We start from the raw sequence: 22659 nt of genomic DNA on the forward strand, positions 1-22659 counted from the left end.
CAGCCTGGAGCCATCCATGAGCGACTCCTTCGCCACCCGCGACACGCTTGCCGTCAACGGCAAGTCCTACGCCTTCTACAGCCTGCCCAAGCTGGGCCAGCGCTTCGACATCAAGCGCCTGCCCTACTCGATGAAGATCCTCCTCGAGAACCTGCTGCGCTGCGAGGACGGCGTCACCGTCAACGCGGGCCACATCGAGGCCGTCGCCAAGTGGGAGCCGAAGAAGGAGCCGGACACCGAGATCGCCTTCATGCCGGCGCGCGTGGTGCTGCAGGACTTCACCGGCGTGCCCTGCGTGGTCGACCTCGCGGCCATGCGCGACGCGGTCAAGAAGCTGGGCGGTGATCCGAAGCGCATCAACCCGCTGATCCCGTCCGAGCTCGTCATCGACCACTCGGTGCAGGTCGACGTGTTCGGCAAGCCCTCGGCCGCCGACGAGAACGGCGCCATCGAGTTCTCGCGCAACAAGGAGCGCTACAGCTTCCTGCGCTGGGGCCAGAAGGCCTTCGACAACTTCAAGGTCGTGCCGCCGAACACCGGCATCGTCCACCAGGTGAACCTCGAGAACCTGGCGCGCGTGGTCATGACCCGCACCATCGACGGCGTCGAGCACGCCTTCCCGGACACCGTCTACGGCACCGACTCGCACACCACGATGATCAACGGCATCGGCGTGCTGGGCTGGGGCGTCGGCGGCATCGAGGCCGAGGCCGCGATGCTGGGCCAGCCGTCCTCGATGCTGATCCCGCAGGTCGTGGGCTTCAAGCTCACCGGCAAGCTGCCGGAAGGCGCCACGGCCACCGACCTCGTGCTGACCGTCACCCAGATGCTCCGCAAGCACGGCGTGGTCGGCAAGTTCGTCGAGTTCTACGGCGACGGCCTCGACCAGCTGCCGCTGGCCGACCGCGCCACGATCGCCAACATGGCCCCGGAATACGGCGCCACCTGCGGCATCTTCCCGATCGACGGCGAAGCGCTGAACTACCTGCGCCTCTCGGGCCGTTCGGCCGAGCAGATCGCCCTCGTCGAGGCCTATGCCAAGGCCCAGGGCCTGTGGCGCGACCCGTCGGTGGAAGCCGAGTACAGCTCGACGCTGAGCCTCGACATGGGCACCGTGCTGCCCTCGCTGGCCGGCCCGAAGCGTCCGCAGGACCGCGTGCTGCTCTCCGACATGCAGAAGGTCTACCGCGAAGCCCTGAAGCCGATGGCCGAGGCGCGTGCCGCCAAGAACCCGGCCAAGACCTCGGGCGAAGCCGACTTCCAGGGCACGAAGCTCAAGGACGGCGCGGTGGTCATCGCCGCCATCACCTCCTGCACCAACACCTCGAACCCGGCAGTGATGCTGGGCGCCGGCCTGCTGGCCCGCAACGCCGCGGCCAAAGGCCTGAGGGTTGCGCCGTGGGTCAAGACCTCGCTCGGCCCGGGCTCGCTGGTGGTCACCGACTACCTGAAGAAGGCCGGCGTGATGGACGACCTCGAAGCCCTCGGCTTCCACGTCGTCGGTTACGGCTGCACGACCTGCATCGGCAACTCCGGCCCGCTGCCGGAGGCCGTCTCCAAGGCGATTGCTGATGGCGACCTGGTCGTGACTTCGGTGCTGTCGGGCAACCGCAACTTCGAAGGCCGCGTGCATGCCGAGGTGAAGATGAACTACCTCGCCTCGCCGCCGCTGGTCGTCGCCTACGCCATCGCCGGCACCACCGACCTCGACCTCTCGACCCAGCCGCTGGGCACGGGCAAGGACGGCCAGCCGGTCTACCTGAAGGACATCTGGCCGTCGAACAAGGAAATCGGCGACACCATCGCCGCGACCATCGGCCCGGAGATGTTCGCCAAGAACTACGCCGACGTGTTCCGCGGCGACAGCCGCTGGAACGCGGTGGAATCGCCGGACGGCGACGCCTACCAGTGGGATGACAGCACCTACATCAAGAACCCGCCGTACTTCGACGGCATGACGATGCAGGTGGGCTCGATCAGCGACATCCACAACGCCCGCGTGATGGGCATCTTCGGCGACTCGATCACCACCGACCACATCTCGCCGGCCGGCAACATCAAGGCCAGCTCGCCCGCGGGCAAGTTCCTGCAGTCGCGCGGCGTCGCCCCGGCCGACTTCAACAGCTACGGCTCGCGCCGCGGCAACGACGACGTGATGGTGCGCGGCACCTTCGCCAACATCCGCATCAAGAACCTGATGCTGGGTGGCGAGGAAGGCGGCAACACCATCCACTACCCGTCGGGCGAGAAGCTGGCGATCTACGACGCGGCCATGAAGTACAAGGCCGAGGGCGTGGGCACGGTCGTGTTCGCGGGCAAGGAGTACGGTACCGGCTCGTCGCGCGACTGGGCGGCCAAGGGCACCAACCTGCTGGGCATCAAGGCCGTGATCGCCGAGAGCTTCGAGCGCATCCACCGCTCGAACCTCGTGGGCATGGGCGTACTGCCGCTGCAGTTCGTCGACGGCCAGAACGCCCAGACTCTCGGGCTCAAGGGCGACGAAGTGGTCTCGATCACCGGCCTGCAGGACGGCGCCGGCAAGGTCGCGGATGTCTCGGCCAAGCGCCCGGACGGCTCGGTGGTGAGCTTCAAGGCCCAGGTGCTGCTGTTGACGCCGAAGGAAGTCGAGTACTTCCGCCACGGCGGCCTGCTGCACTACGTGCTGCGCCAGCTGGCCGCGGGCGCGAAGGCGGCCTGACCCCTGGCCAACGGGCGCCCCGTGCCCCATGCACGGGGCGCTTGCCCGACGAAGGCCGCCTCCGGGCGGCCTTCGCCGTTTCCGGGGGTCGCCGCCCTACTTCGCCAGCGCCGGCCGGGACCAGTCGGCACTGACCAGCACCCAGTCGCCGCCCTCGCGACGCCACACGGTCTCCACCCGCCTCGCCTCGACGCCCTCGGGAATGAACCGGTTGCTACCGGTCACGACGGCGTCGAACTGCGCGGACGCGCGCTCGCCGTGCACGTCGACGTCGATCGGGCCGATCGTGATGCCGACGTTCCGCTGGCGCAGCAGCATCAGCGTCGCGTACCGGCGCAGGCCGTCGCGATCCATGCCTTGCGGACCGCCGAACTCCGGATCAACGGCGTCCAGCAGGGTGTCCGCGTCACGGGCCTCGATGGCGGCCTCCAGGCCGTCGATCCGGTCGCGAAGGGCCGCCTCGTCCGGGGCGGCGGCGCAGCCCGGCAGGGCAAGCAGGGCGAGGCATGTCAGCGCGGCGAGAAGATCGCGTCCTTTTCGCTGCGCCAAGCGCGAAAAACCGCGCCATCGCGGCTTGCCCGATATCGCCCCCTGTGCTGCAATCGAGCGAATACTCGAATTCCCGTACGGCGCCGCATCGGCGACTCGTGCGGTCCACGCGATAGGGGTGTTGTCGATGAGCATTGAGCGTCCTTGGTTGTCCAGCTACCCGCAGGGCGTCCCCGCGGAAATCGACGTGGACGAGTTCCCGTCCATCGTTTCGGTTCTCGACAACGCCATCGCCAAGTACCGCGATCGTCCGGCGTTCTCGAACATGGGCAAGGTGCTGACCTACGGCGACATCGACCGCCTCAGCCAGCAGTTCGCGAGCTACCTGCTGAACGTGCTGAAGCTGAAGAAGGGCGATCGCGTCGCCCTGATGATGCCGAACGTCCTGCAGTACCCGATCGCCATTTTCGGCACCCTGCGCGCCGGCCTCACCGTCGTCAACACCAACCCGCTCTACACCCCGCGCGAACTCAAGCACCAGCTCGATGATTCCGGCGCGAGCGTGCTCGTCGTCCTCGAGAACGTCGCGCACACCGCCGCCGAGGTCGTGGCCGGCACCCAGGTGAAGCAGGTCATCGTGACGTCCGTGGGCGAAATGCTCGGCTTTCCGAAGGGGAAAATCGTCGACTTCGTCATCAAGTACGTCAAGAAGCTGGTGCCGGACTACGAGATCCCCGGCGCCGTGGACTTCCGCCACGCTTTGTCCGAAGGCGCGAAGCACGCGCTGCCGTCGGTCACGCTGCGGAACACCGATATCGCCTTCCTGCAGTACACCGGCGGCACGACGGGCGTGGCGAAGGGCGCGATGCTCACGCACCGCAATCTCGTCGCCAACATGCAGCAGGCTTCGGCCTGGATCGGCACGAACGCCAAGCCCGGCCAGGAAATCATCATCACCGCGCTGCCGCTTTACCACATCTTCGCCCTCACGGCGAACGGCCTCGTCTTCATGAAGTTCGGTGGCTTGAACCACCTGATCACCAATCCGCGCGACATGCCCGCCTTCGTCAAGGAACTGAAGTCGGTGAAGTTCACCGCGATCACCGGCGTCAACACGCTGTTCAACGGCCTGCTCAACACGCCCGGCTTTGATACGGTCGATTTCTCCAGCCTCCACTTGACCCTCGGCGGCGGCATGGCGGTTCAACGCGCGGTGGCCGAACGCTGGAAGAAGGCTACCGGCTGCACCCTCGTCGAAGCCTATGGCCTCACCGAGACCTCCCCGGCGGCCTGCATGAATCCGCTGGACCTCAAGGACTTCAATGGCGCGATCGGCCTGCCGATTTCCTCGACCGACGCCTGCGTGAAGGACGATGAGGGCCGCACCCTGCCTCATGGCGAAGTGGGCGAGCTCTGCATCAAGGGCCCGCAGGTCATGCAGGGTTACTGGCAGCGCCCCGAAGAAACCGCGAAGGTCATCGACGCGGACGGCTGGCTGCACACCGGCGACATGGCGAAGATGGACCCGGCCGGCTTCTTCTACATCGTCGACCGGAAGAAGGACATGATCCTCGTGTCCGGGTTCAACGTGTACCCGAACGAGATCGAGGACGTCATCGCGACGATGCCCGGCGTGCTCGAGGTCGCCGCCGTCGGCGTGCCGGACGAGAAGTCCGGAGAGGCCGTGAAGGTCGTGATCGTCCGCAAGGACCCGCAGCTGACCGCCGACCAGGTAAAGGCGTTCTGCAAGGACAACCTGACCGGATACAAGCATCCGAAGATCGTCGAGTTCCGCACCGAACTGCCGAAGACCAACGTCGGCAAGATCCTCCGCCGGGAACTGCGCGACGCCGCGAACAAAGCATCCGTCTGACGCCACGCGATGGCCGTCGAAGAGGTCCGGCTCAACGTCAACGAACTGCAACCCGGCATGTTCGTTTGCCGACTGGAGGGGCGCCCGTGGGAAACCACGGGTTTCCCGCTGCAAGGCGTGATGGTTCGCACCGTCGAGGACATCATCGCGGTGCGTCGGCATGCCGACTACGTGTTGATCGACCGCGTGCGCAGCGTCGACGGTACGCCGGAAGCGGTCCTGATGAGCCTCGACGCCGGGGGGGCGGGCAGCGGCCTGCGCCATATCGGGCAGCCGACGCACTACCGCACGAGCACGAGCCTCGACGAGGAGTTGCCTCGCATCACCTTCGCTGCCGACGAGGCACAGAAGCTCTCGCGGCGACTGACCGACGACCTTCGCGAGGGGAGAAAGCTCTCTATCGAGGAGATCGGCTCGGCGATTGAGCCGGTCGTTGCCAGCATCATCCGCAATCCCGATGCGTACTTCTGGCTGGCGAGCGTGAGGGAGCGCGATCCCTACGTCTACAGCCATGCGGTCAACTGCGCCGCCCTCATGTCCGCCTTTGGCCGACAGCTTGGCTTCCCGGGAAGCGTGCTGGTCGAACTGGCCAGCGCAGGCATGCTGATGGACCTCGGCATGGCGACGCTGCCCGAAGGAACGGTCAGCCACGGCGGGAACCTGTCCGCCGAGCAACGGGCGATCATGCAAAGCCACGTCGAGGCGAGCCTCGCGCAGCTGGACGGCGCGCCCGGGACGACGCCCCTGATCCGGAGCGCGGTGGCCCACCACCACGAACGCCACGACGGCAGCGGCTACCCGGCCGGACGTCGTGGCTTCGAGATTCCACTGGAGGCCCGGATGCTCGGGATCGTGGACAGCTTCGACGCCATGAGCAGTGCGCGGGTCTACCAACCGGCATCGGCGCGCCACCATGTCCTGCAGGCGCTCTACCGGGAGCGTGACCGATTGTTCCAGGCGGAACTCGTCGAGCAGTTCAGCCAGAGCATCGGTGTCTATCCCACCGGATCGCTGGTCGAGCTCAGCAGCGGTGAGGTGGCGGTGGTCACGGCGCAGAACAGCGCGCGCCGCCTCCTGCCCAAGGTCACCGTGTTGACACGCCCGGACAAGACGATCAATCCCGCCTTCAGGCAGATCGACCTCTGGCAGCAGCCCGAATCCGGCGGCATCCGGCTCACCATCCACCGCGCACTGCCGCCCGGAGCCTACGGCCTTGACCTCGCCGAGTTCTTCCTCTGACACGCCCTCGGGCTGGCAGGCCCTGGAAGCATCCGCGGCATCCTTGTTGCTTGCCACGTCGCCGAACGCCAGCTTGGCATTGCTGCAGGTCCACTTCCGGCAGGCCCTTGCGTTGTCCGCCAACCACGGGCAGCCCGTGGTTGAGGCGGCCCTCGACGAGGCCGAGGCAAGGATCATCGCCGCGCTCCGACCCGGCGACCACCTCCTCCGTAGCGGGCACGGCGACTTCTTCGTCCTGCTGCCGCGCCTCCTTGGCGTTGGCCATGCGGAACTGGCCGCGCAGCGCATCCTTCGCGAACTGGCGCTGCCGGTCCTCGCGGAAGGCCGCCACCTGCACCTGATGCCCACCGTTGGCATTGCCATGGCAACCGAGCCCGGCGAATCGCCGCCATCGTTGCAACGGCGCGCCAGCGCCGCCGTCGTCCAAGCCCTGCGGGCGGGAGAGTCGATCACCTTCGCCCGGGAGTATGCCCGCGACGACATGGTCACCGAGCTCCGCGACGCCCTCTCGCGGAATGCCCTCGACCTGGTCTACCAGCCGATCGTCACCTTGCCCGAGCGGCGCATGGTCGGCCTCGAGGCGCTCGCGCGCTGGCGCCGCGACGATGGACGGGCGGTCGCCCCGTCGGTGTTCATCCCGATGGCGGAAGACGCCGGACTCGCGGAGGAACTCACGCGCTGGACCCTGCAGGTCGCCCTTCGGGAATTCCTGCCACTGCACCGTCGCCACCCCGAGCTCTACTGCGCCATCAATCTCTCGGCACGTGCCTTCGACAACCCCGCGCTCAGCCAGCAAGTGCTCGCGGCCTTATCCATCTGGGGACTGCCGCCAGAAACGTTGATGATCGAGGTCACCGAGACGGCGGTGTTGCACGATGTCGGACGGAATGCCCCTGCGCTGACCCGCCTCGCCGCCGAAGGCGTTCGCTTGGCTATCGATGATTTCGGGCAGGGCTACTCCTCGCTGGGCTACCTGCGCCACCTGCCTGCCGCCATCCTGAAGATCGACCAGAGCTTCGTCGCCGATGCCGGCAACCCCCGCACGCGCGCACTGTTGGAAGCGATCGCGGGGATGGCGCATCGCCTCGACATGCGCGTGGTGGCGGAAGGCGTGGAGACCGAGGCGATGCTCGGTTCCGTCCTCGAAGCGGGCTGCGACCACGCCCAAGGCTACCTGTTCGGCCGCCCGGCACCGATGGAGTCCTGGATCCGCTGATCGGCGTGAGGCGCTGGGGTTCAGCCCTCGGGACGCATGTACGGGAACAGCAGCACGTCGCGGATCGAGGCGCGATCGGTGAGCAGCATCACCAAGCGATCGATGCCGATGCCGAGCCCGCCGGTCGGGGCCAGGCCCACTTCGAGCGCGCGGATGTAATCAGCGTCGAAATGCATGGCCTCGTCGTCGCCGGCGTCCTTGGCCTCCACCTGCGCCTTGAAGCGCGCGGCCTGGTCTTCCGGATCATTGAGCTCCGAGAAGCCATTGGCGATCTCCTTGCCGCCGACGAACAGCTCGAAGCGGTCGGTGATGCCCGGCTCGGTGTCGCTCTCGCGGGCCAGCGGGCTGACTTCCACCGGGTAGTGGGTGATGAAGGTCGGCTGCACGAGGTTCCCCTCGACGAGCTTCTCGAAGAGCTCCAGCAGCAGCTTGCCCCAGCCGTAGGACGGCTTCACATGGATACCATGGCGGGTGCAATGCCCGGCGAGCGCGTCGCGGTCGCGGCAGTCGGCGGCGGTGATCGACGGGTCGGCCTCGCGCACCGCGTCGTCCATGCGCCAGCGTCGGAACGCGGGGCCGAGATCGATCGCCCTGCCCTCCCATTCCAGCGCGGTGCGGCCGAGCACCTCCTGCGCCACGTCTCGGATCACGCCTTCCGTGAGGTCCATGATCTCGGTGTACGTGGCGTAGGCCTCGTACAGCTCGAGCATGGTGAACTCGGGGTTGTGCCGCGTGGACACGCCTTCGTTGCGGAAGTTGCGGTTGATCTCGTAGACGCGCTCGAAGCCACCGACGACGAGGCGCTTGAGGTACAGCTCCGGCGCCACGCGCAGGTAAAGGTCGAGGTCGAGCGCGTTGTGGTGCGTCATGAACGGCTTGGCCGTGGCGCCGCCGGGGATGTAATGCATCATCGGCGTCTCGACCTCGAGGAAGCGCCGCGCGTCGAGCCAGCGGCGCATCGCCCCGATGATCCGCGAGCGCAGCACGAAGACCTCGCGCGACTCCTCGCTGACGATGGTATCGACGTAGCGCATGCGGTAGCGCTGCTCGACGTCGGCGAGGCCGTGGAACTTGTCCGGGAGCGGACGCAGCGCCTTGGTCAGCAAACGGATGGCCGCCACCTTCACCGACAGCTCGCCGGTGCGCGTGCGCGTGAGGCCGCCCTCGACCGCGACGATGTCGCCGATGTCCCAGCCCTTGAAGGCGTCGTAGCTCTCGCCCAGATCGGCGCCGACGAGATAAAGCTGGAGGCGCCCGCTCATGTCCTGCAACTGCGCGAACGCGGCCTTGCCCATCACGCGCTTGGCCATCAGGCGGCCGGCGATGCGCACGTGGCGACCGGCGCCCTCGAGGGCCTCGGCGGTCCACTGGTCCTTGTCGGCGAACTCGGCCTGCAGGTCGCCCGCGTAATGCTCGCGCTTGGCGTCGTTCGGGAAGGCCACGCCCTGCCCGCGCAGCGACGTCAGTTTCGCGCGCCGCTCGGCGATGAGCTTGTTCTCATCCTGGGCGGTATCGGCGGCGGGCGTCGGCGAGGCGTTGGTCTGGTCGGACATGGGAGCGTCGGGAGAAAAGAATGGGAGGCAGTGCGAAGGCGAAGCGGCAGCGAAGCCGTAACCAAGGAGCGATGCGGTCAGGCCGCATCGCTCCGTTTGGCGCCGACCTCGAGGCCGGCCTTGAGGCTGGCTTCGACAAACTCGTCGAGGTCGCCGTCGAGCACTTTCTGCGTATCGCTGCGCTCGATGCCGGTGCGCAGGTCCTTGATGCGGCTCTGGTCGAGCACGTAGTTGCGGATCTGGCTGCCCCAGCCGATGTCGGACTTCGTCGCCTCGACGGCGTCCTTCTCGGCGTTGCGCTTCTGCATCTCGAGTTCGTACAGCTTCGCGGCGAGCATCTTCATCGCGGTGTCGCGGTTCTGGTGCTGGCTGCGCCCGTTCTGGCAGGCCACGACGATGCCGGTGGGCACGTGCGTGATGCGCACCGCCGACTCGGTCTTGTTCACGTGCTGGCCGCCGGCGCCCGAGGAGCGGTAGACGTCGGTCTTGAGGTCGGCCGGGTTGATCGTGATGTCGATGTTGTCGTCGACTTCCGGCGAGACGAACACCGAGGTGAAGCTGGTGTGCCGGCGGTTGTCGGAGTCGAACGGCGACTTGCGCACGAGGCGGTGCACGCCGGTCTCGGTCTTCAGCCAGCCGTAGGCGTAGTCGCCTTCGATGCGGACCGTCGCCGACTTGATGCCGGCCACGTCGCCGCCGCTGACTTCCATCAGCTCGGTCTTCCAGCCGCGCGACTCGCACCAGCGCAGGTACATGCGCAGCAGGATCTCGGCCCAGTCCTGCGCCTCGGTGCCGCCGGCGCCGGCCTGGATGTCGAGGAAGGCGCTGGCGCCGTCCATCTTGCCGCTGAACATGCGCTGGAACTCGAGCTTCTCGAGGTGCGCCTGCCCGGCGTCGACGTCGGCGACGACCGCGTGGAAGGTGTCCTCGTCGTTCTCCATCTCGGCCAGCTCGAGCAGCTCGAGCGCACCGCTGAAGCCTTCGTCGAGCGTCTTCAAGCCGTGGACGACCTTTTCCAGCGACGCGCGCTCGCGGCCGAGGCCCTGCGCTTTCTCGGGCTCGTTCCAGATCGTCGGGCTTTCCAGCTCGCGACTGACTTCTTCTAGACGTTCGACCTTCTGGTCGTAGTCAAAGGTACCCCCTCAGCGCATCCAGCCGGCCCTTGAGCTCGGCGATGCGCTGGCGCACGGGATTGGTCTCCATGGCGCGTTCTCGGTGTTCGTAAAGGACTTGGGATTCTAGCAGCCGTCGTGGCCCGGGCCGGTGCCCCGGGGCCTCGGATTCAGGCGGCGTCGCTCAGGCCGCCCACCAGTGCCGGACCAGCAACTGCACGTCGCGGCGACCACGGAAATCGTCGAGATCGAGGCCGAACGCCATCCGCACGCGGTCCGGCGGTGCACCGAGGGCCGCCCCGCCGAAGTGGATGGCATTGACCGGCCCGAGGCGGCCGGGCATGCCCAGCTCGAACTTCAGATGGCGTTCGGCCAGCACCTTCCACGAGCGGACCTCGAACTCGCCGTCGAACAGCGGCTCGGGGAAGCCCTGCCCCCACGGCCCGGCCAGGCGCAGCGCCTCGGCGGTCGGACGGTTCAATTCCTGCGGCGCCAGTTCACCGTCGGACCACAGCTCGGCCTCGCGCAGCTCATCAGTGAGCCGGCGTGCCACCGCCGCCTCGAAGGCTTGACGGAACGTGTCGAAGTTCGCGGCGTCGAGGCTCAGGCCGGCGGCCATCGCGTGGCCGCCGTAGCGCAGGATCAGCGCGGGATGCAGGGCATCGACATCCGCCAGCGCATCGCGCACGTGCACGCCGGGAATCGAGCGGGCCGAGCCGCGCAACACGGTCGAGCCGGCGTCCGAAGGCGCAAAGGCGATCACCGGGCGGTGCAGCTTCTCCTTGAGCTTCGAGGCCACCAGACCGACCACGCCAGGGTGCCAGCTCTCGTCGCGCAGGCAGTAGGCGTCGTGCCCGCCCTCGGGCAGCGGCAGCGCCAAGGCCGCGGCTTCCGCGTCGTCGACCATCTGTTGCTGCAGCTCGCGGCGCTCGGCGTTGATGGCGTCAAGCTGCTTCGCGAGCTGCATCGCGCGTTCGGCATCGTCGGTGAGCAGGCACTCGATGCCGAGGGTCATGTCCTCGAGGCGGCCGGCGGCATTGATGCGCGGCCCGATCCCGAACCCGATGTCCGTCGCCGTCAGCACCGGCAGACGGCGCTGGGCGACCTCGGCCAGAGCCAGCACGCCCGGCTGTCCGCGGCCTTCGCGCAGGCGCTTGAGGCCCGCGGCGACGAGCAGACGGTTGTTGTCGTCGAGCGGCACGAGATCGGCCACCGTGCCTACGGCCACGAGGTCGAGAAGGCTGGAAAGATCCGCGTCTGCGCCGGCTTCGCCACGTTCGCGGAGCCGCGCGCGCAGCGCCAGCAGCAGGTAGAACACCACGCCGACGCCGGCCAGCGCCTTGCTGGGGAAGCCGTCGCCGCGCAGGTTCGGATTGACGATGGCGTCGGCTGCCGGCAGCGCGTCGCCCGGCAAGTGGTGGTCGGTCACCAGCACCTGCCAACCGCGCGCCTTCGCCGCCGCCACGCCGGGCAGGCAGGCGATGCCGGAGTCGACGGTGATGACGAGGTCGGGCGCGATCGGCGCAAGCTCTTCATGCACCAGCGCGGGCGACAGGCCATAGCCGTGGGCGATGCGATGGGGGACGCGGTACGACACGCGGGTGGCCCCGAGCATCCGCAGGCCGCGCACGGCCACCGCGGTGCCGGTCGCGCCGTCGCAGTCGAAGTCCCCGACGACGACGATATGGGCGTCGCGCCGCACGGCGTCGTGCAGCAGATCCACGGCCACGTCGATCCCCCCGAGCTGGTGGGGCGCCAAGAGCTTCGCGAGCCTCAGCTCCGCCTGCTCGGCGGAGGCGATGCCGCGTGCGGCATAGAGCCGCTGCAGCAGCGGCGGCACGTACGCCGGCCACTCGCCAACGGCGGGCACGGCGCGCCGCCGCAGGATCGGCGATGCCGTCACGCGAAGCCCTTGAAGGCCGGCTTCCAGAACCGCCAGCGCTGGGCTGGCTCCAACGTGAGGAGGTGGCCGTCGGCGAAATCGAGGCGCAAGGCGCCGAACGCGCCCTGCCCCATGGCCGCCAGGGCCAGCGCGAGCAGGTCGTCGACCACCGCCCAGCGCCGCTCGGCACGGAGGTCGACCAGCCCGGGTTTCGTGGCATCGACGCGATCGCTCACCGACGCACCGGCGGCTGCGGCGTAGGCCGCCAATTCGGGATCGGCGGTGGCCACGTGGCCGGCGGGCCCCTCGACGTGGTCGGGCAAGCCGCCCTCGCCCCAGAACCACAGGCTGTTCGCCGGCGGCAGGCCGCGGCGCGCGCGCTCCGCATTGACCGGATGCTGGTGCATCAACACCTGCGCCTCGCCCATCAGGCTGCGCCAACGACGCGCCTCGGGGCCTTCGGGCAGGTAGGGGAAGGCGTCATCGCCCAGCGCCGCCAGCGGATGCGGAAAGGACGGCAGTCGCGTCTCGCGCGGGCACTGCACCGACCACGCCTCCGGCTCGCGGGCGTCGAGCGCATAGCCGAAATCGCCGAACAGCGGTCGCAGCGGCGCCATCAGCGCCATGGATTCGTCGGCCGTGAGACCGAGGTTGCCCCAGGCCATCAACCGCGCCGTGGTGAGGTCGGGCTGCAGCCACACCGGGTCGGCGCGCAGCCATTGGAACAGCTGGACGTCGCCTTCGGGCTTCAAGCGCCGCTCCATGAGGGCGGCGCTGGGCCACTGGCCCACCGGGCGCAGTCGGAACGGCCGCCGCAGTTGGGCGAGCTCGCCCGCCTCGGCATCGACCGCCGCAGCCCGCCCGAGGGCCTTCGCGACGGCGGGCGATGGCGCTTGGCCGGCGAAGAACCGGCGCGCCGGAAGCAGCAGGGTCTGCACGGCGTCAGGGGATGTAGCGGACGCCGGTGATCTCGAACTCGCGCTGGCCGCCCGGCGCGTCGATGGTGACGGTGTCGCCCTCGTGCTTGCCGATCAGCGCGCGCGCCACCGGCGAGGAGATCGAGATCAGGCGCTGTTTGATGTCGCTCTCGAGGTCACCCACGATGGTGTAGCTGACCTTGTCGTCGGTGTCGACGTCGGCCAGTTCGACGGTCGCGCCGAAGACGATGCGCGAACCGGCGTTGAGCGACGCGATATCGATCACCTGCGCGTGCGACAGCGTGGACTCGAGCTCCTTGATGCGGCCTTCGATGAAGCCCTGCATCTCGCGCGCCGCGTGGTATTCGGCATTCTCCTTGAGGTCGCCGTGCGCGCGGGCCTCGGCGATGGCCTCGATGATCTTCGGACGATCGACCGTCTTGAGCTTCTCGAGCTCCTCGCGGAGGCGCGTCGCACCCTTGCTGGTCAGCGGGGCTCTCATGCGTTCAATTCCTTGTGCAGTTCCTGCAGCGAGGTCACGCGCGGGTTGTTGCGCGCATCGATGGCGCCGACCAGCGCGCGGGCGCCGGCGACGGTCGTCGAGTAGGTGACGCGGTGCTGCAGCGCCTCGCGGCGGATGGAGAAGGAGTCGGCAATGGCGACCTTGCCTTCCGTGGTGTTGATCACGTAGCTGATTTCGCCGTTCTTGATCAGGTCGACGATGTGCGGGCGGCCTTCGGCCACCTTGTTGATGCGCTCGACCTCCAAGCCTTCGGCGGCGAGGAACTTCGCCGTGCCCTCGGTGGCCACCAGCTTGTGGCCACGGCCCAGCAGGTCACGGGCCACGGGCAGCAAGCGCTGCTTGTCGGCGTCACGCACCGAGCAGAACACCTTCTTGCCCGGCGCCGGCGCCTTGATGTTGGCCGCTTCCTCGGCGCGCGCGAAGGCGTCCTCGAAGGTGGGGCCGACACCCATGATCTCGCCGGTGGAGCGCATCTCGGGGCCCAGGATCGGGTCGACGCCCTGGAACTTCGCGAACGGGAAGATCGCTTCCTTCACCGAGAAGTAGGGCGGGATGATCTCCTTCGTCGCGCCCTGCTCCGCCAAGGTCTTGCCGGCCATGCAGCGCGCGGCGATCTTCGCCAGCGGGCGGCCGATGGCCTTCGACACGAAGGGCACGGTGCGCGAGGCGCGCGGGTTCACTTCGAGCAGGTAGATCGTCTCGCCCTGGATCGCGAACTGCGTGTTCATGAGGCCGACGACCTTCAGCGCGCGGGCGAGCTCGGCCACCTGCACGCGCAGGCGGTCCTGGATGGCCTTCGACAGCGAGTACGGCGGCAGCGAGCACGAGCTGTCGCCGGAGTGCACGCCGGCCTCCTCGATGTGCTCCATGATCCCGCCGATCAGTACGTGCCCGTCCTTGTCGGCGATGACGTCGACATCGACTTCGACGGCGTTGTCGAGGAAGCGGTCGAGCAGCACCGGCGAGTCGTTCGAGACCTGCACGGCCTCGCGGATGTAGCGCGAGAGGTCCTCATCGGAGTAGACGACTTCCATCGCGCGGCCGCCGAGCACGTAGCTCGGGCGCACGACCAGCGGGTAGCCGATCTCCTTGGCGTGGGCCAGCGCCTGCTCGGCGTTGCGGGCGGTGCGGTTCGGCGGCTGCAGCAGGCCGAGGTCCTCGACCAGCTTCTGGAAGCGCTCGCGGTCCTCGGCGAGGTCGATGCTGTCCGGCGAGGTGCCGATGATCGGCACGCCGTTGGCCTCGAGCGCGCGCGCCAGCTTCAGCGGGGTCTGGCCGCCGTACTGGACGATCACGCCCTTCGGCTTCTCGAGATCGACGATCTCCAGCACGTCCTCGAGCGTCAGCGGCTCGAAGTACAGTCGGTCGGAGGTGTCGTAGTCGGTCGAAACCGTCTCCGGGTTGCAGTTGACCATGATGGTCTCGAACCCGTCCTCGCGCAGGGCGAGCGCCGCGTGCACGCAGCAATAGTCGAACTCGATGCCCTGCCCGATGCGGTTGGGGCCGCCGCCGAGCACCATGATCTTGTCGCGGCTCGTCGGCTGCGCTTCGCACTCGTCCTCGTAGGTCGAGTACATGTAGGCGGTCGAGGTGGCGAACTCGGCGGCGCAGCTGTCGACGCGCTTGTAGACCGGGCGCACGCCAAAGGCGCGGCGCAGGGCGCGCACGGCCGATTCGTCGGTGCCGACCAGCTGGGCGAGGCGCGCATCGGAGAAGCCGGCGCGCTTCAGCGTGCGCAGCCGCGGCTTGTCGAGGCCGGCGAGGCCACCGGCAGCGACCTCGCGCTCCATCGCGATCAGCTCCTCGATCTGGTCGAGGAACCACGGATCGATGTACGAGAGCCTGTAGACGTCCTCCACCGACAGGCCAGCGCGGAAGGCCTCGCCGACGTGGAACAGGCGCTCCGGACGGGCGTCCTTCAGCTCGCGCTTGATGCGCACCAGCCCTTCCTCGCCACGCTCGGCATCCCCGGTGGGGTCGAAGCCGACCTTGCCGATCTCAAGGCCACGCAGGGCCTTCTGCAGCGACTCCTGGAAGGTGCGGCCCATGGCCATCACCTCGCCCACCGACTTCATCTGCGTCGTGAGGCGGGCGTCGGCGGCGGCGAACTTCTCGAAGGCGAAGCGCGGGATCTTGGTGACGACGTAGTCGATCGACGGTTCGAACGAGGCCGGGGTGAGGCCGCCGGTGATGTCGTTCTTCAGCTCGTCGAGCGTGTAGCCGACGGCGAGCTTGGCCGCGATCTTGGCGATCGGGAAGCCGGTGGCCTTCGAGGCCAGCGCCGAGGAGCGCGACACGCGCGGGTTCATCTCGATGACGACCACGCGGCCGGTCTGAGAGTTGATGCCGAACTGCACGTTCGAGCCGCCGGTGTCGACGCCGATCTTGCGCAGCACGGCGATCGAAGCGTCGCGCAGGCGCTGGTATTCCTTGTCGGTGAGCGTCTGCGCCGGGGCGACGGTGATGCTGTCGCCGGTGTGCACGCCCATCGGGTCGAGGTTCTCGATCGAGCAGACGATGATGCAGTTGTCCGCGGTGTCGCGGACCACCTCCATCTCGAACTCCTTCCAGCCGAGCACGGATTCCTCGACCAGCACCTCGCCCACCGGCGAGAGGTCGAGGCCGCGCTTGACGATCTCCTCGAACTCCTCGCGGTTGTAGGCGATGCCGCCGCCGGAGCCGCCCAGCGTGAAGCTCGGGCGGATGATGGTCGGATAGCCGACGGTGGCCTGGATCTCGACGGCCTGCTCGAAGCTCTTGGCCACGGCGGCCTTCGGGCACTCGAGGCCGATCTCGCCCATCGCCACGCGGAACAGCTCGCGATCCTCGGCCATGCGGATGGCCTCGCGCTTCGCGCCGATGAGCTCGACCCCGTACTTCTCCAGCGTGCCGGCGTCGGCCATGTCGAGCGCGCAGTTCAGCGCGGTCTGGCCGCCCATCGTCGGCAGCAGGGCGTCGGGCTTTTCCTTGGCGATGATGCGCTCGACCGTGGCCGGGTTGATCGGCTCGATGTAGACGGCGTCGGCCATCTCCGGGTCGGTCATGATCGTCGCCGGGTTGCTGTTCACCAGCACGACCCGGTAGCCCTCTTCCTTCAACGCCTTGCAGGCCTGCGCGCCCGAGTAGTCGAACTCGCAGGCCTGGCCGATGACGATCGGGCCGGCGCCGATGATCAGGATGGTCTGGATGTCTGTGCGCTTCGGCATGTCAGCGGGCTCCCTGCGGGTGGGCCTGCATCAGGCCGATGAAGCGGTCGAACAGGCCGGCCACGTCATGCGGGCCGGGGCTGGCTTCGGGGTGGCCCTGGAAGCTGAAGGCGGGGACGTCGGTGCGCGCGATGCCCTGGTTGCTGCCGTCGAACAGCGAGCGGTGGGTGACGCGCAGCGTCGCGGGCAGCGTGGCCTCGTCGACGGCGAAGCCGTGGTTCTGGCTGGTGATCATCACGCGGCCGGAGTCGAGGTCCTGCACCGGGTGGTTCGCGCCGTGGTGGCCGAACTTCATCTTCAGCGTCGCCGCGCCGCTGGCCAGCGCCAGCAGCTGGTGGCCGAGGCAGATGCCGAAGGTCGGCACGCCGGCCTTGAGGATCTCGACGATCGCGGCGATGGCGTAATCGCAGGGCGCCGGGTCGCCGGGGCCGTTGGAGAGGAACACGCCGTCGGGTCTCATCGCCAGCACGTCGGCGGCCGGCGTCTTGGCCGGGACGACGGTCAAGCGGCAGCCGCGGTCGGCGAGCAGGCGCAGGATGTTGGTCTTGACGCCGAAGTCGTAGGCCACGACGTGGAAGCGGCCGTCGGCCTTGGCGAAGCCGCCGCGGTCGAGGTCCAGTGAGCCTTCCGTCCACTCGTGGACGCGGTCGGTGGTGACGACCTGTGCGAGGTCGAGGTTCTTCAGGCCCGGGAACTTGCGGGCGGCCTCGATGGCCTTGTCGGCATCGATATCACCGGCCATCAGCGCACCGTTCTGGGCGCCACGCTCGCGCAGCAGGCGCGTCAGCTTGCGGGTGTCGATGCCGGCGATCGCGACCACGCCGCGCTTCGTGAGCCATTCCGGCAGCGCCTCGCGGCTGCGCCAGTTGCTCGGGCGGCGCGGCACGTCGCGGACGATCAGGCCGGCGCACCAGACCTTGGCGGCCTCGTCGTCTTCCGGCGTGAACCCGGTGTTGCCGATGTGCGGGTAGGTCAAGGTGACCATCTGCCGCGCGTAGGAGGGGTCGGTCAGGACTTCCTGGTAACCGGTGAGCGCGGTGTTGAACACCACTTCACCGACGGAAAGGCCGGGCGCGCCGACGGAAACGCCCTCGAACACGGTTCCGTCTTCGAGCGCGAGGATGGCGGGTTGGGTCACTTCGATCGCCTTACGGTGGGGTGACTCGCGCGCGGCGTGCGCTTCCCTTGCACCGGCCGAAGGCAGGCGCATGGGAGGAGAGTCAGGCGAGCCGGAATTCTAGCCGCGAAGCCCGCGTGACGCCAGCGGAATTCGCCCCCGGAGACGGCGTCTCGTTCAGCGAGGCCCCGGCCGCGCTCGGGTCAGTCCCGGGTTTTGGCCGCGACCCAGTCGCGCATCGCGTAGTGGCCCGGCGGCTGTCCGGCCAGCCATTCGCCGACCGCCAAAGCCCCGCGGGCGAAGATGTCCCGCGAGGTGGCGCGATGGGCCAGTTCCACACGCTCGCCTGCCGAAGCGAACTGCAGCCAGTGCTCACCGACGATGTCGCCGGCCCGCAGGCTGGCATAGCGCGGCTCCGCCCCGCCCGCCTTCGCCGAGGCCCCGAGGGCCAGCGCGGTGCCGGACGGCGCGTCCTTCTTGTGGACATGGTGGCTTTCGACGATGTCGAGGTCCCAGCCCGGCAGGGCGCGGGCGGCGCGCTCGACGAGGTCGGACAGGACGGCCACGCCGAGGCTGAAGTTGGCCGACCACAGCACCGGGATCTGCCGGCTCGCGGATTCGAGCGCCTTCAACTGGCCCAGCGACAGGCCGGTCGTGCCGCTGACGAAGGCCGCGCGACGCTGGACCGCCAGGGCCAAGGCCGCGTCGAAGGCTTCGGGCAGGCTGAAATCGATCAGCAGGCGGAAAGCCGGCGCCTCGGACAGCCGCATCGCCGGCAGGGCCACGCCCTCGGGCACCACGAGGCCGGCCGTGCCGCGCGCCACGGCGGCGACGAGGTTCAGGCGGGAGAACTCGCCGGACAGGGCGAGAAGGCGCTGGCCCATGCGGCCGGAAGCGCCGTGGACCAGCAGGTCGATGGAGGTCGTCATGCACGCAAGGCTACGCGGCGCGGCGCGGCGCCTGCAACGCGGGCGAGCACCGGGTTCACCCTGTCATGCGGTCCCAGAACGCCCGCACGCCGTCGAAGAAGGTGCTTGACTTCGGCGAGTGCCGGGCCGCGTCCTCGCCTTCGAAGGTCCGCTCGAACTCTTCGAGCAGCTCGCGCTGGCGCGCCGTGAGGTTCACCGGCGTTTCCACGACCACCCGCGCGTGCAGGTCGCCGGTCTGGCGCGAGCGCACCGAGCGCACGCCCTTGCCACGCAGGCGGAACAGCTTGCCGGTCTGCGTTTCCGCCGGGATCTTGATCTCGACCTCGCCCTCGAGCGTGGGCACCGCGATGCTCGCGCCGAGCGCCGCCTGCGAGAAGCGGATCGGGATCTCGCAGTAGAGGTCGTCGCCGTCGCGCTCGAAGACGGGGTGCGGGCGCACCTGCACATCGACGTACAGATCGCCACTGGGCGCGCCGGGCTGGCCGACCTCGCCTTCGCCCTGCAACCGGATGCGGTCGCCGGTATCGACGCCCGCCGGAATCTTCACCGACAGCGTCTTCTCCTGCCGCACGCGACCGGTGCCGTGGCAGACCCTGCAGGGCTTCGGAATGATCTTGCCGCTGCCACCGCAGGTGGGGCACGGCTGCTGCATCTGGAAGATGCCGCGCTGGATGCGGACCTGGCCCACGCCGCGGCAGGTGCCGCAGGTCTCGGTCTTCTTGTCCTCGGCGCCCGTACCTTCGCAGGACCCGCAGTTCGCCATCGTCGGCACGTCGATGCGTTTCTCGATGCCGGCCACGGCCTCCTCGAGGTCGAGCTCCATTACGTAGCGCAGGTCGGAGCCACGGCGCGGGCCGCCGCGCTGGCGACCGCCACCGAAGATGTCACCGAAGATGTCGCCGAAGATGTCGCCCATGTCGGCATAGCCGCCCGGGCCACCGCCACCGCCGCCGCCCATGCCCTGCTCGAAGGCGGCATGGCCATGCTGGTCGTAGATGCGGCGCTTGTTCGCGTCGGACAGGACGTCGTAGGCCTCCTTGGCCTCCTTGAACGCCTCCTCCGCCGCCGCATCGCCGGGATTGCGGTCGGGATGGTGCTTCATCGCCAGACGGCGATACGCCTTCTTGAGCTCGTCTTCCGACGCGCCCTTCGAAACGCCCAGCACCTCGTAGTAGTCCCGCTTGCTCATCGCCGCCCCGTTCTTGACGCAAAACACCATCGTGCAAAGCCCGCGATAAGCGGCTTGACCGCTTGATCGCGGGCTGCTTGATCCGGCGGCGCATGCGCCGCCGGATCAGCATCACTTGTCCTTCTTGACCTCGGTGAACTCGGCGTCGACCACGTCGTCCGCCTTGCCCGCCGAAGCGCCCGCCGAGGCCTCGCCGGCGTCCGCCGGGCCGGCCGCAGCCGCCGCGTACAGCGACTGCGCGGCCTGGCCCAGGGCGTTCGTCTTGGCCTCGATCTGGGCCTTGTCGTCGCCCTTCATCGCGGTCTCGAGGTCGGACAGCGCCGACTCGATGCCGCCCAGCTGGTCGCCCGGCACCTTGCTGCCGTGTTCCTTGAGGGCCGTGCGGGTCTGGTGGATCAGGCCATCGGCCTGGTTGCGGGCCTGCACGAGCTCCTGGAACTTCTTGTCCTCTTCGCGGTTCGCCTCGGCGTCCGCGACCATGCGCTGGATCTCCTCCTCGGAGAGGCCCGAGCCGGCCTTGATCTCGATCTTCTGCTCCTTGCCCGTCTTCTTGTCCTTGGCGGACACGTGCAGGATGCCGTTGGCGTCGATGTCGAAGGTCACTTCCACCTGCGGCATGCCGCGCGGGGCCGGCTCGATGCCGGCCAGGTCGAAGCGGGCCAGCGACTTGTTGAAGCGGGCCTGGTCGCGCTCGCCCTGCAGCACGTGCACGGTGACGGCGCTCTGGTTGTCCTCGGCGGTGCTGAACACCTGCGAGGCGCGGGTCGGGATCGTGGTGTTCTTCTGGATGATCTTGGTCATCACGTTGCCGAGGGTCTCGATGCCCAGCGACAGCGGGGTGACGTCGAGCAGCAGCACGTCCTTCACCGAACCGCCCAGCACGCCGCCCTGGATGGCGGCGCCGACGGCGACGGCCTCGTCCGGGTTGACGTCCTTGCGCGGCTCCTTGCCGAAGAACTCGGCGACGGCCTGCTGCACCTTCGGCATGCGGGTCATGCCACCGACGAGGATCACGTCGGTGATCTCGCTGGCGCGCAGGCCGGCATCGTTCAGCGCGATTCGGCAGGGCTCGATCGACTTCTTGACCAGGTCATCGACCAGGGCTTCGAGCTTGGCGCGGGTCAGCTTGATGTTGAGGTGCTTCGGGCCCGAGGCGTCGGCCGTGACGTACGGCAGGTTCACCTCGGTCTGCTGCGAGGAGGAGAGCTCGATCTTGGCGCGCTCGGCGGCGTCCTTCAGGCGCTGCAGGGCCATCGGGTCCTTGCGCAGGTCGATGCCCTGCTCCTTCTTGAACTCCTCGACGAGGAAGTCGATGACGCGGGCGTCGAAGTCCTCGCCGCCGAGGAAGGTGTCGCCATTGGTCGCCAGCACCTCGAACTGCTTCTCGCCATCGATGTTGGCGATCTCGATGATCGACACGTCGAAGGTGCCGCCGCCGAGGTCGTACACGGCGATCTTGCGGTCCTTGGCGTCGCCCTTGTCGAGGCCGTAGGCCAGGGCGGCCGCGGTCGGCTCGTTGATGATGCGCTTCACCTCGAGGCCGGCGATGCGGCCGGCGTCCTTGGTCGCCTGGCGCTGGCTGTCGTTGAAGTAGGCCGGCACGGTGATGACGGCCTCGGTAACCGTCTCGCCCAGGTAGGCCTCGGCGGTCTTCTTCATCTTGCCCAGCACTTCGGCCGAGATCTGCTGCGGCGCCATCTTCTTGCCGTCGGCGGTGCCCACCCAGGCGTCGCCGTTGTCGTGGGCGAAGATCGAATACGGCACGAGGTCGAGGTCCTTCTTGACCTCGGCGTCGGTGAACTTGCGACCGATCAGGCGCTTCACCGCGTAGAAGGTGTTCTTCGGATTGGTGACCGCCTGGCGCTTCGCCGAGGCGCCGACGATGGTCTCGCCGTCCTTGGTGAATGCGACGATGGACGGCGTGGTGCGGTCGCCTTCCGCGTTCTCGATCACCTTGATGTTGCCGCCTTCCATGACGGCGACGCAGCTGTTCGTGGTGCCGAGGTCGATGCCGATGATCTTGCCCATGGGAGTCTCCTGTTCTTCGATTCGTCCGGCGCGCGGCGCCGATTCAGTGATGTCTGCGAGATGGGTGCGCAGGCCGCCGATTCAAGTCGCCGTCACGCGCGAGGCGCCGGCGCGGCGCGAGCTGTTCAAGGAACCGTCAGGCGTCGGCGACGACGACCACGAGGGCCGGACGCAGCAGGCGCTCGTTGAGCACGTAGCCCTTCTGGAACACGTCGAGCACGGTGCCGGGCGCGGCGTCTGCGCTCGGCTGCTGGACCACCGCCTGGTGGAACTCGGGGTTGAACACCTCGCCCTTGGGGTCGAGCTCCGTGAGGCCATTGTCGCCAGCCGTCTTCAGCAACTGGCGGAGGGTGAGTTCCAACCCCTCCTTGAGCGGGTGCGAGTCCGGACCCGCCGCCTTCAGTCCGGCGTGCAGGCTGTCGAACACCGGCAGCAGTTCGCCCAGCAGTCGCTCGTTGGCGAACTTGCGGGCGCTTTCCACCTCGCGCGCCATGCGGCGGCGCTGGTTTTCCAGTTCGGCGCGCTCGCGCAGGGTCTGCTCCCGGAGCTCCGCCAGCGCCACGCGCAGTTCGGCGTTCTCGACCTCCAACGCCGATTCGGTGGACAGGTGTTCGCCCGGCGCAGCGCCTTCCGGGGCCTCGGCCGGATCGACCGGCTCGTGCTCATGGTTCATGGGTTTTCCAGGCCG

General features: G+C 68.5%; 16 protein-coding genes. 4 read left to right on the forward strand and 12 right to left on the reverse strand.

Annotated features, from left to right (window positions below; genetic code table 11):
- Window positions 1-16 precede the first annotated feature (16 nt).
- Entirely contained in the window at window positions 17-2698 is a 2682-nt protein-coding gene (gene acnA, locus ACYVAK_RS09635; RefSeq protein WP_461060285.1) for an aconitate hydratase AcnA, read from the forward strand.
- Between the two features lie 96 nt (window positions 2699-2794).
- Here acnA and ACYVAK_RS09640 read toward each other — a convergent pair whose 3' ends face one another.
- Complete coding sequence (locus tag ACYVAK_RS09640; protein ID WP_461060287.1) at window positions 2795-3247, reverse strand: Cif family virulence factor; 453 nt, start codon at window positions 3245-3247, stop codon at window positions 2795-2797.
- 127 nt (window positions 3248-3374) lie between these two features.
- Here ACYVAK_RS09640 and ACYVAK_RS09645 point away from each other — a divergent pair, with 127 nt between their 5' ends.
- Genes ACYVAK_RS09645 through ACYVAK_RS09655 form a run of 3 tightly spaced genes read left to right on the forward strand, consistent with a single transcriptional unit; the run spans window position 3375 to window position 7515 of the window.
- The gene (locus tag ACYVAK_RS09645; protein WP_461060289.1) at window positions 3375-5060 is read left to right on the forward strand and encodes a long-chain fatty acid--CoA ligase; all 1686 of its coding nucleotides are present in this window, start codon (window positions 3375-3377) and stop codon (window positions 5058-5060) included.
- 9 nt (window positions 5061-5069) lie between these two features.
- Complete coding sequence (locus ACYVAK_RS09650) at window positions 5070-6299, forward strand: HD-GYP domain-containing protein (protein WP_461060291.1); 1230 nt, start codon at window positions 5070-5072, stop codon at window positions 6297-6299.
- 46 nt (window positions 6300-6345) lie between these two features.
- The gene (locus ACYVAK_RS09655) at window positions 6346-7515 is read left to right on the forward strand and encodes a putative bifunctional diguanylate cyclase/phosphodiesterase (protein ID WP_461060293.1); all 1170 of its coding nucleotides are present in this window, start codon (window positions 6346-6348) and stop codon (window positions 7513-7515) included.
- Between the two features lie 20 nt (window positions 7516-7535).
- Here the strand turns inward: ACYVAK_RS09655 and lysS are convergent, their stop codons facing one another.
- The 11 genes from lysS to grpE form a co-directional block, all read right to left on the reverse strand.
- Window positions 7536-9068 (reverse strand): lysine--tRNA ligase, encoded by a 1533-nt coding sequence (lysS, locus tag ACYVAK_RS09660; protein ID WP_461060295.1) that lies wholly within the window; start codon window positions 9066-9068, stop codon window positions 7536-7538.
- Window positions 9069-9145: 77 nt separating this feature from the next.
- Window positions 9146-10271, reverse strand: a protein-coding gene (gene prfB, locus ACYVAK_RS09665; RefSeq protein WP_461060297.1) for a peptide chain release factor 2 whose coding sequence is annotated in 2 segments (ribosomal slippage) — window positions 9146-10198 and window positions 10200-10271 — 1125 coding nt in all. Because the reading frame shifts where the segments join, the coding sequence is not laid out codon by codon here.
- Window positions 10272-10364: 93 nt separating this feature from the next.
- Entirely contained in the window at window positions 10365-12083 is a 1719-nt protein-coding gene (gene recJ / locus ACYVAK_RS09670) for a single-stranded-DNA-specific exonuclease RecJ (protein ID WP_461060299.1), read from the reverse strand.
- The gene (locus ACYVAK_RS09675; RefSeq protein ID WP_461060301.1) at window positions 12080-13000 is read right to left on the reverse strand and encodes a phosphoglycerate mutase; all 921 of its coding nucleotides are present in this window, start codon (window positions 12998-13000) and stop codon (window positions 12080-12082) included. Before ACYVAK_RS09675 ends, recJ begins: the two co-directional genes overlap by 4 nt.
- Window positions 13001-13004: 4 nt before the next feature.
- On the reverse strand, window positions 13005-13481 hold the full coding sequence (gene greA, locus ACYVAK_RS09680) for a transcription elongation factor GreA (RefSeq protein WP_461060303.1): 477 nt from the start codon (window positions 13479-13481) through the stop codon (window positions 13005-13007).
- Window positions 13478-16708, reverse strand: coding sequence for a carbamoyl-phosphate synthase large subunit (gene carB, locus ACYVAK_RS09685; RefSeq protein ID WP_461060305.1), 3231 nt, complete (start codon window positions 16706-16708; stop codon window positions 13478-13480). The genes greA and carB overlap by 4 nt, the downstream gene beginning before the upstream one ends.
- 1 nt (window position 16709) lies before the next feature.
- Window positions 16710-17846, reverse strand: a complete 1137-nt coding sequence (gene carA, locus ACYVAK_RS09690) for a glutamine-hydrolyzing carbamoyl-phosphate synthase small subunit (protein WP_461060558.1) — start codon at window positions 17844-17846, stop codon at window positions 16710-16712.
- A gap of 182 nt (window positions 17847-18028) precedes the next feature.
- Window positions 18029-18754: a 4-hydroxy-tetrahydrodipicolinate reductase gene (locus ACYVAK_RS09695; protein ID WP_461060307.1), complete on the reverse strand. Its 726-nt coding sequence runs from the start codon at window positions 18752-18754 to the stop codon at window positions 18029-18031.
- A gap of 55 nt (window positions 18755-18809) precedes the next feature.
- Window positions 18810-19943 carry a molecular chaperone DnaJ gene (dnaJ, locus tag ACYVAK_RS09700; RefSeq protein WP_461060309.1) on the reverse strand — a complete coding sequence of 378 codons (1134 nt, stop codon included), beginning with the start codon at window positions 19941-19943 and terminating at the stop codon, window positions 18810-18812.
- A gap of 111 nt (window positions 19944-20054) precedes the next feature.
- Entirely contained in the window at window positions 20055-21971 is a 1917-nt protein-coding gene (gene dnaK, locus ACYVAK_RS09705; protein WP_461060311.1) for a molecular chaperone DnaK, read from the reverse strand.
- Window positions 21972-22107: 136 nt separating this feature from the next.
- Window positions 22108-22644 carry a nucleotide exchange factor GrpE gene (grpE, locus tag ACYVAK_RS09710; protein WP_461060313.1) on the reverse strand — a complete coding sequence of 179 codons (537 nt, stop codon included), beginning with the start codon at window positions 22642-22644 and terminating at the stop codon, window positions 22108-22110.
- Window positions 22645-22659: the final 15 nt, after the last annotated feature.

Source organism: Silanimonas algicola (assembly GCF_054777375.1).